The sequence below is a fragment of the Promicromonospora sp. NPDC050262 genome (assembly GCF_040655935.1).
GTDB lineage: Bacteria > Actinomycetota > Actinomycetes > Actinomycetales > Cellulomonadaceae > Promicromonospora.
Map to the genome: position 1 here is coordinate 390,920 of NZ_JBFAKX010000004.1, position 12,829 is coordinate 403,748.

Sequence of the window (12,829 nt, forward strand, 5' to 3'; positions counted from 1 at the left end):
GGCACCCACGTCCGCGTTCCGCACCCAGCCTGGAGGAGGCCCGTGCCCCAGCCCACGCGTCCCCGAGTCGCCGCCCCGCGGCTCGAGCGGGAGATCCTCGTGCTCGTGTCGAGCGGCCGCGCCCGCTCGCGCAAGGAGATCGCCGAGTCGCTCGGCATCGCGCCGTCCACCGTCTCCCAACGGGTGCAGGCGATGCTCGCCGCCGGCGCGCTGGAGGAGACCGGCGAGGGCGAGTCCAGCGGCGGACGGCGGCCCCGCGCCCTGCGCGTGCCCGGCAGCACCGGCTACCTCGGCGTGGTCGACGTGGGCGGCACGCACGCCCGGCTCGGCATCCTGCGGCACGGCGGCGAGCTGGCCACGACCACGGAGGTCGCCCTCGCGATCGGCGACGGCCCCGAGCCGGTCCTGGCGCAGGTCACGGCCGCTTTGCGCGAGCTGGCCGCGACAGTCGCCGCGCCCGACGGCATCGGATCCGGCAGCGGCGGGACCGGCAGCGGCACGGCGCCCGGCGGCGGCCGCCTGCTCGGCGTCGGCATCTCCCTGCCGGGGCCCGTCGACGTCGCGCAGCGCGCCCTGGACAGCCCGTCGCGGATGCCCGGCTGGTCGGGGTTCGACGTCGGCTCCTGGCTGGAGGACGCGCTCGGCGTGCCCGCCGTCGTCGAGAACGACGCCAACGCGATGGCGGTCGGCGAGCACTTCGGGCACGCCCGGCGCACCCGGCACTCCGTCTCCGTCAAGGCGGGCAGCGCGATCGGGGCCGGGATCCTGGTCGACGACCGGCTCTACCGCGGCGCGGGCGGCGCGGCGGGCGACATCACGCACACCCGCATCCCCGCCGGCGGCGACACCCCGTGCACCTGCGGCAACCGCGGCTGCCTGGAGACGGTGGCCTCGGGCGCCGCCCTGGTGCGGCTGCTGAACGAGCAGGGGTACGACGTCGCGGGGACGGCCGACGTCCTCGCCCTGGTGCGCGACGCCGAACCCGTGGCGACCACGCTGACCCGCACCGCGGGCCGGCACCTCGGCGCGGCGCTGTGCACGGTGGTCAACTTCTTCAACCCCGGCGCCGTGTACCTGGGCGGCGCGCTGTCGACCTTGGAGCCGTTCGTCTCGGCGATCCGCAGCCAGATCTACGAGGGCGCCCACCCTCTGATGACCCGCGACCTCGTGATCGCGCCGTCCGGGCTGGGCGCCGACGCGAACCTCGTGGGCGTGGGCCGCCTGCTGGAGGACGCGCTCGTCCCGCACGCCTTCACCACCACGCCGTCTCCTGCACCGTCCCCATCACCTTCTCCCACAGCGTCGGAAGGACCACGATGACCAACCCCCGCCCGCGGGTCGCGATCGCCGGCATGTCGATCGAGTCCAGCACGTTCTCCCCGCACCGCTCCGGGTGGGAGGCCTTCACCCTGCGCCGCGGCGACGAGCTGGTGAAGCACTACCCGTTCCTCGCCGACGGCGCTCCCCTGCGCGACGCCGCCGAGTGGACCGGCGTGCTGCACGCCCGGTCACTGCCCGGCGGAGCCGTGCCCGCCGAGGTCTACGAGTCGGTGCGCGACGAGATCGTTGCGACCCTGCGCGACCAGCAGGCGGAGCACGGGCCGTACGACGGCCTGCTGCTCGACATCCACGGCGCGATGACCGTGGTGGGCCGGGACGACGCCGAGTCCGACCTCGCGGCGGCAGTGCGCGCCGTCGTCGGCCCCCGGACGCTGATCAGCACCACGATGGACCTGCACGGCAACGTGCCGCGCGAGCTGGCCCAGGCCAGCGACCTGATCACCTGCTACCGCATGGCCCCGCACGAGGACGCCTGGGAGACCCGCGAGCGCGCCGCGACCAACCTGCTCGCGCGGCTCCGCGCGGGCGGAGCGCCGAAGAAGGCCTGGCTCCAGGTCCCCGTGCTGCTGCCGGGCGAGAAGACCAGCACCCGCATCGAGCCCGCGGCGTCCATCTACGCCGACGTCGCCCGCGTGGCCGACCTGCCGGGCGTCGTCGACGCGGCGCTCTGGGTCGGGTACGCGTGGGCCGACGAGCCGAGCTGCCGCGCCGCCGTCGTCGTCACGGGCGACGACGAGGAGGTGATCGTGCGCGAGGCCGAGCAGCTCGCCCGGCAGTACTGGGACGCGCGGGACGACTTCGCGTTCGTCGCGCCCGCCGCCCCGTACGACGAGTGCGTGGCGACCGCCCTGACGAGCGACGCGCGGCCGTACTTCCTGTCGGACTCGGGCGACAACCCCACTGCGGGCGGCGCGGGCGACGTCACGTGGACGCTCGCCCGGCTCCTCGCGGAGCCGGCCTTCGCCCGTCCGGTCGAGGAGGGCGGGAGCACCGCGATCTACGCCTCGCTGCCGGACGCCGCGGCGGCGCGGTCCGTCGCCGCGACGTTCGCGTCGGCCGGCCCCGGCGCGGCGGTCGACGTCGAGGCCGGCGCCCGGGTCGACGACGGCCCGCACGGGCCGGTCCGCCTGACGGGCGTGGTCGAGCACGTGAGCGAGGGCGACCCCGACGCCGGCATCGTCGCCGTCGTGTGCGTGGGCGGGCTGCGCGTGATCCTCACCGAGCGCCGCAAGCCGTACCACCTGGAGAGCGACTTCACGACGATCGGCCTGGACCCGCGCGGCACCGACGTCGTCGTGGTGAAGATCGGCTACCTGGAGCCCGAGCTGTACGACATGGCGGCCGACTGGATGCTCATGCTCACCCCGGGCGGCGTGGACCAGGACCTGCTCCGCCTGGGCCACCACCGCCTGACGGTCCCGACCCACCCGTTCCACACCTTCGGCGCGGAACCACCGCTCCACGCCGAACTCCTCTGACCGTTGAGTGCTGGATATTCGCCCTTTTCTGTGTGCCAGAAGGGCGAATATCCAGCACTCAACGAGGTCGCGGGGTCAGGCCTCCGCGACCAGGGAGAACAGGTCCTTCGGGTTCTCCGGCTCCGCGATGAGGTCCAGGTGCTGGAGCAGCTCCGGCGCGTTCGCCGTCACGTCCTCCAGCACGAACTTCAGCGCGGTCCAGTCCTCGACGGCGAAGCCGACGGAGTCCCACACGATCAGCTCGTCCTGGCTCCGGCGGCCCTGCGCCGCGCCCGTGACGACCTGCCACAGCTCGGTCACCGGGAAGTCGGCGGCCTGGCGCTGGATCTCGCCCTCGATGCGGGTCTGCTCCGGGAGCTCGACGAACACGCTCGCCCGGGCGACGATCGCCGGGTCCAGCTCGGTCTTGCCCGGGCAGTCACCGCCGATCGCGTTGATGAAGACGCCGCCGGTCACGTCGGCGTCGTGCAGCACGGTCGCGTTCTGCTTGTCGGCGGTGCACGTGGTGATGACGTCGGCGCCGCGCACGGCGTCGGCGGCGTCGTCCGCCAGGACGACGTCGAAGCCCAGCGCCTTGGCGTGCTTCGCCAGCTTCTCCATCGCGTCGCGGTCGACGTCGAAGACGCGCAGCGTCTCGATGCCGAGCTCGGCGCGCATGCCGAGGGCCTGGAACTCGGCCTGCGAGCCGCAGCCGATGAGGGCGAGCGTGCGCGAGTTCGCCGGGGCCAGGTAGCGCGCGGCCAGGGCCGACGTCGCCGCCGTGCGCAGGGCGGTGAGCAGCGTCATCTCGGCGAGGAACGTCGGGTACCCGTTGCCGACGTCGGCCAGCATGCCGATCGCGGTGACCGTCTGGAAGCCGTTGGCCGGGTTGAGCGGGTGGCCGTTGACCAGCTTGAAGCCGTAGGTCTCGGCGTCGGAGGTGGGCATGAGCTCGATGACGCCGTGCTCCGAGTGCGACGCGATGCGCGGCCGCTTGTCGAGCTCGGGCCAGCGCGCGAAGTCGCGGTCCAGGGCGTCGGTCAGCGCGGCGATGGCGGCCTCGGGGCCGCGGCGGGCGACCCAGCGGGCGGTGGCGGCGACGTCGAGGTACGGGACGGTGGTCATCGGGTCTCCTCGGTGGTGGCGGGGCGCAGCTCGAGCGTGCAGCACTTGACCGAGCCACCGCCCTTGAAGATCTCGGACAGGTCGATGCCCACGGGCACGAAGCCGCGCTCCTTGAGCGCGTCGGCGTAGTCGCGGGCGCGGTCGCTGAGGAACACGTTCAGGCCGTCGGACACGACGTTCAGGCCCAGGACGGCGGCGTCGTCGTCGCCGACCAGGATCGCGTCGGGGAACAGGGTGCGCAGCGTCTCCTGCGCGGCCGGGCTGAACGCCTCGGGGTGGTAGGCCACGACGGTCTCGCCGGAGACGGCGCCGTCGTCGAGCACCGAGAGCGCGGTGTCGAGGTGGTAGTAGCGCGGGTCGACGAGCTCCAGCGGCACCAGCTCCATGCCCTGCTCCGCGAGCTCCAGCCGCTCGGCCACCTCGGCGTGGCCGGCGGGCGTGGTGCGGAAGCCGGTGCCGGCGAGCAGCAGCTTGCCGATCGTCAGCAGGTCGCCCTCGCCCTCCATGATCTCGGCCGACTCGCCGAGGCGCCGGTAGCCCTCGGCGGCGGGCGTGCCGAACCAGCGGTCGTACGCCGGGCCCTCGGCCGCGCGCTCCGGGTAGGTGAAGCGGGCGGCGAGCGCCCGTCCGCCCACGACGATGCCGCCGTTGGCCGCGTAGACCATGTCGGGCAGGCCGGGCTCGGGCTCGATGAGGTCGACCTTGTGACCGCGCGCCTCGTAGGCGTCACGCAGGGCCTCCCACTGGGCGAGGGCCTTGGCGGTGTCGACAGGAGAGGACGGGTCCATCCACGGGTTGATGGCGTAGACGACGTCGAAGTACGTGGGCGGGCACATGAGGTAGTGCCGCGGCGTGGCGGTCCGCTGCGCGGTGGTCTGCGTCATGGCGCGAGATTACGGCCGGACCGATTCACAACAGGCAGGCATCCGTTGCGTATCCAGGCGCGGATTCTTGCGCAATCGCAGCGAGTATTGAACGATTCGTTCATGGATGCCGTGAACCGGGCGATCGTCGGCGAGCTGCTGCGCGACGGGCGTGCCACGTACCAGGAGGTCGGCAGCGTGGTGGGGCTCTCGGCGCCCGCCGTGAAGCGCCGGGTCGACCTCATGCTCGCCCGCGGGGAGATCGCCGGCTTCACCGTGCGGGTGGACCCGCAGGCGATGGGCTGGATCCTGGAGGGCTACGTCGAGATCTTCTGCTCCGGGATCGTGTCACCCAAGGTGCTGGAGCGCGACTTCGCGCCCATCCCCGAGGTGGTGCGCGTCTCGACCGTGACCGGCGACGCCGACGCGATCGTGCACGTCATGGCCACGAGCATGGAGGAGATCGAGCGCACCGTGGAGCGCATCCGGACCGTCACGCACGTGGTCAAGACCCGCACGGCGCTGGTGATGTCCCGGGTGGTGGACCGGCCCGGCGCGTGAGGCGGCGCAGCTTAGGCTGTCCTCACCAACGCTTCCCCCACGGCACCGGAGGGCGCCCTCGATGATCAGGACCGCCGTCTCGGACGACGTCGCCGGCTGGCTCGACGTGCTCGGACCCCTCGCCTTCTACCTGGTCGTCTGGGGCCTGGTGTTCGTCGGCACGGCGTTCTTCGTCGGCGTCTTCATCCCGTTCCTCACCGGGGACGGGCTGCTGTTCGGCGCGGGGATCGTGGCCGGGAGCACCGACCGGATCGACATCTGGGTGCTCGCGATCGGCGTCGGCGTCGCCGCGGTGGCGGGCGACCAGGTCGCGTTCCTGCTCGGCCGGAAGTACGGGCGGCCGTACCTGAGCACCCGCAAGGGCCGCTGGGTGCAGGCCACCGTGGTGCGCACCGAGCGGTTCTACGAGCTGTTCGGCTGGTGGTCGGTGGTGATCGGCCGGTACATGCCCTGGGCGCGCGTGTTCGTGCCGGTCATCGCGGGCATCGGCGGGATGTCCTACCTGCGGTTCCTCACCGCGAACATCTTCGGCGCGGTGAGCTGGGGCGTGCTCATCACGGTGCTCGGCTACTACGCGGCGTCGGACCCGTCGGTGCGCCCCGTCGCGTACGTCGTGGCGGGCGTGGTCATCGCGGCGTCGGTCGTCGCGGGGATCCGCGCGTGGCGCCACGACCGCGCGGGCCGCCGCCCGGCCGAGGTCGAGTAGTCGCGCCGTCCGGTCAACAGCACCCGCCGCACGATCAACCGGACGGCGCGGCGGGCGCTCAGGGTGGTTCCCATGAGCACAACCACCACCACGCAGCGCAACCCCGCTGCGGCCCCGCCGTCGGGCAACCCGACCTGGACACCCGTCGTGGCCCTCTCCTTCGGGATCGCGATGGTGGTCCTGAGCGAGTTCCTGCCGGCGAGCGTGCTGCCCGCGCTGGCGGCCGACGTCGGCGTGAGCGAGGGGACTGCCGGGCTGGCCGTGGCCGCCACGGCCGTCGCCGGGGCCTTCACCGCGCCGAGCATCGCGGTGCTGCTCCCCCGGGCGGACCGGCGCACCGTGCTGGTCGCGCTGCTCGTCGCGGCGGCGGTGTCCAACCTCGCGGTCGCCCTCGCGCCCAGCTTCGCCGTGCTGCTGCTCGGCCGGCTCCTGCTCGGCATCGCGCTCGCCGGCTACTGGTCGTTCGCCTTCGGCGCCGGCACCCGGGCCGTGCCCGGCAAGGACCACGTGGTCTCGTCCGCCCTGGCGTTCGGCACCAGCATCGCGACCGTCGTCGGCATCCCGCTGGCCTCCGTGGTGGGTGACGCCGTCGGCTGGCGGACGACGTTCGGGGGCGTCGCCGTCCTCACCGCGCTCGGCGCCGTCGTGCTCGGCCTGAGCCTGCCCTCGGTGCCGCCGCACCCGACCGCGGGCCTGCGGATGCTCCGCGAGGCGCTGCGCAACGGGCGGCTGATGGCCGGCATCGGCTGCGTGGTGCTGGTCGCCTTCGCCAACTTCACCGCCTACCCGTACATCCGCATCGCCATCGAGCGGGTGGACCCCGCCGCCACCACGTGGATGCTGCTGGCCTGGGGCATCGGCGGCACGGTGGGCACGGTGCTCGCCGGAGTGCTCGCGCGGTGGCTGCGGCCGCTGGCAGCCGCGGCCCCGGTCGCTCTGGCCGCGGGCCTGGTGCTGACGGCGTTCGCCTCGTCGGTGCCCGTGCTGGCCGTGGCGGTGGTGCTGTGGGGCTTCTCGATCAGCATGGTGCCGGTGATCACGCAGCTCTGGGTCACGCGGGTGGAGCCGGAGCGGGCCGAGTCGGCGATGTCCTTGCAGGTCACCGCGTTCCAGATCGCCATCACGGCCGGTTCGTCGCTGGGCGGCGTGCTACTGGACGGGCACGGCGTCCGGCCGCTGATGCTGGTCGGGGCGGCCGCCGCGGTCGCGGCGGGACTCGGCTGGGCGTTCCTGCGGGTACCCCGCACCTGACGGGCCGAGCGGGGCCGACGGGACCCACGGCCGGGCCTGACGGGGCCGGGCCGGGGTCCGGGTCCGGGCCGAAAGCTGGGCCTGGTTCGTGTTCGGGCCGGTCCAGGCGGCGGACGACGCCGCCTGGTCCGGCCCGGCCCGCCACGCCAGCGGCGAGAGGCCGTGGTCGGACGTGAACGCCCGGCTGAACGCCGCGACCGAGCCGTAGCCCACCTCGAACGCGACGCGCGTGACCGGCAGGCACCGGTCGATCAGGAGCGTGCGCGCCCGGTGCATGCGCACCTCCCGCAGCATCTGCATCGGGCTGTGCCCGGTGGCCCGGCGGAAGCGCTCGGTCAGCGCCGAGCGCGAGAGGTGCACCAGCGCCGCCATCCGGTCGAGGGTCCACGGCTCGCCGGGACGGTCCGCGAGCGCCGCGACGACGTCGGCGACCTGGGTGTCGGCGGTGGCGACGCCTTCGATGCCCGTCCCTGCGGCTCCCGCGCCGGCGCTTCCGCCGGCAGCTCCGCCGGCGCTGCCGGCGGGCGTCACGGTCTCGTGCCACAGCGCCGCCATCGCCGCCCCGACCAGGCCCGCGTAGCTCGCGGCGAACGGGGCCGGGCTGGAGATCGCGTCGAGCGGGCACGCGGTCACGAGCGCGACGACGCCGCGCTGCCGCTGGTCGAACCCGCGGACGACCAGCGGGCTCGGCAGCGCCGCGGACGGGACCGCGGGCCGCAGGTCGCCGTGCACCAGGTCGGTCTCGTCGTCGGCCACGAGCCGGTGCGCGGTCCGGGCGTCGACGAGCACCGCGTCGCCCGCCAGGACCCGGTGGCGGGCGCCGGCGGTCTCCAGCGTGGCCGCGCCGGCGAGCACGACGGCCCACAGGGCGCCCGGCCGGGACCGCACGTCACCGGCGGACAGCCGCTCGCGCGTCAGCGTCGTCATCTCCCACTCCATACGAGACGGAGCCATCTGGACGCGCCGGCTATTCCCAGGGCCGGCCGGGCGGGGTGCTGACATACTGCCGATCACCCGGCCGCGACCCGCGCCCGGACCAGGGAACGAAGGGCACCACCTTGCTGATCGCCGGACTTGTGCTCACGGGTGTCGCGGCACTCATCCACGTCTACATCTTCTACCTGGAGTCCTTCGCCTGGACCGAGAAGCGCACCCTCGCGACCTTCGGGATGAGCGCCGAGGAGGCCGAGGTGACCAGGCCGCTCGCCCTGAACCAGGGGTACTACAACCTGTTCCTCGCGATCGTCACGGCGGTGGGCATCGTCCTGACGGCCACCGGGTCGACGGCGGCGGGCTCCGCGCTCGTGCTGGCGGGCGCGGGCTCCATGGTCGCGGCGTCGCTCGTGCTGATCGTCTCGGACCCGAGCAAGAGCAGCGCCGCGCTCAAGCAGGGCGTGGTCCCGCTGCTGGGCGTGGTCGCCGTGGTCATCGGGCTGCTGGTCTGACGGCGTCCCCCGAGGCCCTGCGCGCTCAGGCCGTCACGTCCATCCGCTGCGTGCCGAGCACCGACAGCAGCCGGAGCGCCTCCTCCGACGACGATCCCGGGTCGGCGGTGTAGATCACCACGTGCTGGTCCCGGTCGGCGATGTCGAGCGCGTCGCAGTTGACGGTCACCGGGCCGACCAGCGGGTGCCGGAACGTCTTGCGCAGCACCGGCGCCACCTGCACGTCCCCCACGGCCCACAGCCGGGCGAACCGGTCGCTGCCGCGCAGGAGCTCCTCCAGGAGCGCGGCGAGCTCGGGGTCGTCGGGGTAGCGGGCGAGCGCGGTGCGCAGCCGGCGGGCCGAGGCCTGCTGGAACTCGTCCAGGTCCGAGACCCCGAACAGCCGTCGCTCGTCCGCGTCGACGCCCAGGAACGCCCGCCGCAACAGGTTGCGCTCGCGCCGCGGCGTCGCCGAGAAGTCCTCCATGAGTGCCGCCGCGAGCTGGTTCCAGGCGAGCACCTCCTGCGCGGCCGACGTCACGAACACCGCCGACAAGGGCAGCCGGTGCAGGAGGTCCAGGATGCTCTGCCGCACCTCGCGCGGCGGACCCGACGGCAGACCCGGCGGCACGTCCGCGAGGTCGTGCAGGTGGTCACGCTCGGCGTCGGACAGGCGCAGCGCCCGGACCAGCCCGGACAGCACCTCCCGCGACGGGTGCGGGCCGCGCGCCTGTTCGAGGCGGGTGTAGTACTCGGTCGAGATGAACGCGAGCTGGGCCACCTCCTCGCGGCGCAGCCCCGGCGTCCGACGCCGCTGCCCTGCGGGCAGCCCGACGTCGGCCGGCGCGATGCGCTCGCGCCTGGACCGCAGGAACGTCGCGAGCTCGGCTCTGTCCATACCCCGAGTATGGGCAGGCGGCATGGCCGTAGCCAGGTACCCGCGATGCCTGGATGGCCCTCGGCAGCCGGCGCACGCTCGTCGGCATGAGCGATTCGACCACACGAGCAACCACCACGACGACCGGGGCCGGCCTGCTCGCCGGCAAGGTCGCCTTCATCACCGGAGCCGGGCGGGGTATCGGTGCCGCCGCGGCCCGCCTCTTCGCCCGGGAGGGCGCCGCGGTGTTCCTCACGGCGCGCACGGAGTCAGAGCTCGGTGCCGTGGCCGACCAGGTCCGGGCGGCGGGCGGCACGGCGGACCACGCCGTGGCCGACCTGGCCGACGCCGGCAGCGTGCGCGCCGCCGTCGACCGGGCGGTCGAGCGTTACGGCCGCCTCGACGTCGCCTTCAACAACGGCGCGGCGTTCACGGAGCCCGCACCGCTGGACCAGGTCTCCGAGGCCGACTTCGACCACCTCTACGCGGTGAACCTCCGCGGGCCGTGGCTGTCGATGGTGGCCGAGATCGCGGCGATCCGGGCGACCGCGGGCCGGGGTGCGATCGTCAACAACACCAGCATCGGCAGCCTGCGGGCCAACCCCGTGCTGCCCGCCTACGGTGCGATGAAGCGGGGCCTGAACAGCCTCACCGAGTCCGCGGCCGTGACCTACGGACCGGAGGGCATCCGGGTCAACGCCGTCTCCCCCGGCGGCACCCACACGCGGATGATCCAGACCTGGGAGGAGTACACGCCCGGACTGATGGACCAGCTCGCCCCTGGCATCCCGCTGCGCCGTGGTGCCCGGCCCGAGGAGATCGCCGAGGCCGCGGCCTGGCTGCTCAGCGACCGCGCGTCCTACGTCACGGGCGCCGTGCTCCAGGTCGACGGCGGCGCGGGCGCCTGATCGGTGCCGCCGTCAGCGGGTCTCGCGGAGGCGACGCAGCGACCGGGAGTCCTCGAAGCCGACGGTCCGCGCGGCGGACTCCACCGTGGCTCCCTGCCCGATGAGGTGCTCGGCGCGCTCGCGCCGCAGCAGCTGCTGGTAGCGCAGGGGCGTGACGCCGGTGGCCCGGGTGAACGCCCTGGTCAGCGTGCGCTCGGCGACGCCGGCCCGCGCGGCCAGGTCGGCGAGCGGCAAGGTCCGCGCGAAGTGCTCGTCGATGTGGTCCTGGGCCCGGTGCACCGTGTCGTCCACGTGCGACCGGTGCCGCAGCATCGCGCTGGCCTGCGGCTCCGTCCCGTTCCGGCGGGCGTACACGACCATCTCCCGGGCCACGCGGGCGGCCAGCGCCGGGCCGTGCCGCATCGCGAGCAGGTGCAGCGAGAGGTCGATGCCGCTGGCGATGCCCGCGGAGGTGACCACGCCGTCGTCGGTGGTGAACAGGACGTCCCGCACCACGTGCGCCCGCGGGTGCCGCGCCGCCAGCGCGTCCTGGACGGCGTGGTGCGTGGTGCAGCGCCGGCCGTCGAGCAGCCCCGCCTGGCCGAGGGCGTCCGAGCCCGCGCACACGCTGGCCACGGTGCCGCCCGCCGCGTGGTGGGCGCGGAGCCGCTCGCGCGTCCGGGAGGTCAGGCGGGGCCAGGCCTGCGGGTCGTCGCCCACGCGCCACCCGGGGACGACGACGAGGTCGTCCGGGCCGAGCGCCGGCCAGTCGGTGCCCGCGACCAGGGGGAGGCCCTGCGCGGAGGCGACCGTGACGGCGTCGGGCGCGGTGCCGCTCGGGGTGCCACCGGGCGCGCTGGCCTCGGCCGGGGCGCCGGAGACGTACCGCAGGTCGTAGCGGTGGCCGAAGTCCCCGGCCGTGAAGAACGCCTGCGCGGGGCCCGCCAGGTCGAGCAGGTGGACCCCGGGCAGGAGCAGGAAGACGACGGTGGTCACACCGTCGATGCTGCCACCTCGGCCTGTGCCGTGGACTCGGTCCCGGCCTCGTCCTCGGACTCGCCCTGGTCCTCGGACTCGAGCTCGGCGACGGTCGCGATGCGCGCGAACCGGTCACGGAGCACGGTCTCGGTGCGCTCGAGGATGTCGGCGGCGCTGAACCGGCCCAGCGGGTCGGTCGTGGTCGCGTCGCTGACGAACGTCACGTCGTAGCCGAGGTCGGAGGCGACGCGTGTGGTGGTCTCCACGCACTGCTCCGCCCGGATGCCGCAGATCCGCAGCTCGCCCACGCCGTGGGTCGTGAGGATCTGCTGGAGGTTGGTGGTGGTGAACGCGTTGTGCGAGGTCTTGCGCAGCAGCGGCTCGCCGGGCAGGGGCTCGCTCAGCTCCTCGAACAGGCGGACGTGACCGGTCGCGGGGTCGAACGGGTTGCCCGACCCCGGCTCGGTGTGCAGCACCCAGACCACGAGGTCGCCGGCCGCTCGGGCGAGGTCGACCAGCCGGTTGACGGGTTCCGCGACCCCAGGGTTGAGGGTCTCGGCCCACAGCGGCCGCACGCGGAAGGACTCCTGGACGTCGATGACGATCAGTGCTCTGCTCATGACCCCAGTCTGGTCCCCGGCGCGGCCCGTGCGGGAGGCTGGATCAGGTCGTGGGGCGGACGGATCCGGTCACGGCCGGTGGGCCGCTCGGTTGCCGACGGCCGAGGTTGTCCACAGATCTGGACCTGGGGGTGCGGTAGCTCCATATCGAACATATATTCGACGCAAGGACATCTTGTTCTCCTAGTTCATCGGCGAAGGGAGCCAGGGTGGAGACAACAGGCAGCCCCGCAACCACCGTCGAGCGCGCCCTCGCCGCGCTGCCAGCGGCCCCCGCGGGCACGACGACGTCGTTCCACACGCTGTGCTGGAGCGCGCAGGCCCTGAGCGGCGAGGGATCCCTGCCGGCTGCCACAGTGACCTGGCCGGGCCATGGGCTCAGCACACATGCGACGGTGAGCGATCTCGTCGACGCGCCGATCAGGCGGACCGAGACTGCGGATCTGGCCTCGCTGCCAGAACTCGCCGGCCTGCCGGTGGGTGCGGTTCTGGTCGATGCCCTGACGCGGGTCGAGGTGGCGGACACCGATGACGCCGAGCTGCTGGATGTCGCGGCGCGGTGGCAGGACATCATCTCCTGGGCCACCGCCATGCAGTCCCGCGCCACCAGCGAGATCGCCCGACGCCGCGGCTGGACCACCGAACACACCACCGCCGCAGCCGAGATCAGCGCCCGCCTGCGCATCCCGCAAACCGACGCGAACAAGCTCATGGCCCGCGGCACCAGCCTGACCCAACA

Annotated in this window: 14 protein-coding genes; 8 read left to right on the top strand and 6 right to left on the bottom strand. The window is 73.9% G+C overall.

Annotated elements, in window-relative coordinates; translation table 11 throughout:
• Positions 1–42: 42 nt before the first annotated feature.
• Entirely contained in the window at positions 43–1,320 is a 1,278-nt protein-coding gene (locus AB0I29_RS09225) for an ROK family transcriptional regulator (protein WP_357480642.1), read from the top strand.
• Positions 1,317–2,819, top strand: coding sequence for a M81 family metallopeptidase (locus tag AB0I29_RS09230; protein ID WP_357480645.1), 1,503 nt, complete (start codon positions 1,317–1,319; stop codon positions 2,817–2,819). The genes AB0I29_RS09225 and AB0I29_RS09230 overlap by 4 nt, the downstream gene beginning before the upstream one ends.
• Positions 2,820–2,894: 75 nt before the next feature.
• On the opposite strand, the gene AB0I29_RS09235 is transcribed toward AB0I29_RS09230, so the two are convergent.
• Both AB0I29_RS09235 and ddaH read right to left on the bottom strand, forming a co-directional pair.
• Positions 2,895–3,923 carry an ornithine cyclodeaminase gene (locus AB0I29_RS09235; RefSeq protein ID WP_357480649.1) on the bottom strand — a complete coding sequence of 343 codons (1,029 nt, stop codon included), beginning with the start codon at positions 3,921–3,923 and terminating at the stop codon, positions 2,895–2,897.
• Positions 3,920–4,807, bottom strand: a complete 888-nt coding sequence (gene ddaH, locus AB0I29_RS09240; RefSeq protein ID WP_357480652.1) for a dimethylargininase — start codon at positions 4,805–4,807, stop codon at positions 3,920–3,922. The genes AB0I29_RS09235 and ddaH overlap by 4 nt, the downstream gene beginning before the upstream one ends.
• Positions 4,808–4,909: 102 nt before the next feature.
• Here ddaH and AB0I29_RS09245 point away from each other — a divergent pair, with 102 nt between their 5' ends.
• The 3 genes from AB0I29_RS09245 (at position 4,910) to AB0I29_RS09255 (ending at position 7,304) form a co-directional block, all read left to right on the top strand.
• Positions 4,910–5,347, top strand: a complete 438-nt coding sequence (locus AB0I29_RS09245) for an Lrp/AsnC family transcriptional regulator (protein WP_285102503.1) — start codon at positions 4,910–4,912, stop codon at positions 5,345–5,347.
• 61 nt (positions 5,348–5,408) lie between these two features.
• Positions 5,409–6,053 carry a DedA family protein gene (locus AB0I29_RS09250; RefSeq protein WP_357480655.1) on the top strand — a complete coding sequence of 215 codons (645 nt, stop codon included), beginning with the start codon at positions 5,409–5,411 and terminating at the stop codon, positions 6,051–6,053.
• A 72-nt stretch (positions 6,054–6,125) separates the two neighbouring features.
• Positions 6,126–7,304 (top strand): MFS transporter, encoded by a 1,179-nt coding sequence (locus AB0I29_RS09255; RefSeq protein ID WP_357480658.1) that lies wholly within the window; start codon positions 6,126–6,128, stop codon positions 7,302–7,304.
• Here AB0I29_RS09255 and AB0I29_RS09260 read toward each other — a convergent pair.
• Positions 7,203–8,231 carry an AraC family transcriptional regulator gene (locus tag AB0I29_RS09260; protein ID WP_357480661.1) on the bottom strand — a complete coding sequence of 343 codons (1,029 nt, stop codon included), beginning with the start codon at positions 8,229–8,231 and terminating at the stop codon, positions 7,203–7,205. The genes AB0I29_RS09255 and AB0I29_RS09260 overlap by 102 nt on opposite strands.
• A gap of 131 nt (positions 8,232–8,362) precedes the next feature.
• Between AB0I29_RS09260 and AB0I29_RS09265 the strand changes: the two genes are divergently transcribed.
• Positions 8,363–8,749: a DUF1304 domain-containing protein gene (locus AB0I29_RS09265; protein WP_357480664.1), complete on the top strand. Its 387-nt coding sequence runs from the start codon at positions 8,363–8,365 to the stop codon at positions 8,747–8,749.
• A 25-nt stretch (positions 8,750–8,774) separates the two neighbouring features.
• On the opposite strand, the gene AB0I29_RS09270 is transcribed toward AB0I29_RS09265, so the two are convergent.
• Positions 8,775–9,626 carry a helix-turn-helix transcriptional regulator gene (locus AB0I29_RS09270; protein ID WP_357480667.1) on the bottom strand — a complete coding sequence of 284 codons (852 nt, stop codon included), beginning with the start codon at positions 9,624–9,626 and terminating at the stop codon, positions 8,775–8,777.
• 86 nt (positions 9,627–9,712) lie between these two features.
• Here AB0I29_RS09270 and AB0I29_RS09275 point away from each other — a divergent pair, with 86 nt between their 5' ends.
• Positions 9,713–10,513 carry an SDR family oxidoreductase gene (locus tag AB0I29_RS09275; RefSeq protein WP_357480670.1) on the top strand — a complete coding sequence of 267 codons (801 nt, stop codon included), beginning with the start codon at positions 9,713–9,715 and terminating at the stop codon, positions 10,511–10,513.
• A gap of 12 nt (positions 10,514–10,525) precedes the next feature.
• Here the strand turns inward: AB0I29_RS09275 and AB0I29_RS09280 are convergent, their stop codons facing one another.
• Together AB0I29_RS09280 and AB0I29_RS09285 are read right to left on the bottom strand one after the other, a co-directional pair.
• A complete protein-coding gene (locus AB0I29_RS09280) occupies positions 10,526–11,488 on the bottom strand; it encodes a DJ-1/PfpI family protein (RefSeq protein WP_357480673.1) in 963 nt (320 codons plus the stop codon).
• Positions 11,485–12,090, bottom strand: a complete 606-nt coding sequence (locus AB0I29_RS09285) for an isochorismatase family protein (RefSeq protein ID WP_357480676.1) — start codon at positions 12,088–12,090, stop codon at positions 11,485–11,487. The genes AB0I29_RS09280 and AB0I29_RS09285 overlap by 4 nt, the downstream gene beginning before the upstream one ends.
• 209 nt (positions 12,091–12,299) lie before the next feature.
• Between AB0I29_RS09285 and AB0I29_RS09290 the strand changes: the two genes are divergently transcribed.
• Positions 12,300–12,829 (top strand): hypothetical protein (locus AB0I29_RS09290; RefSeq protein ID WP_357480679.1); only part of this gene is annotated, 530 nt, incomplete at its 3' end.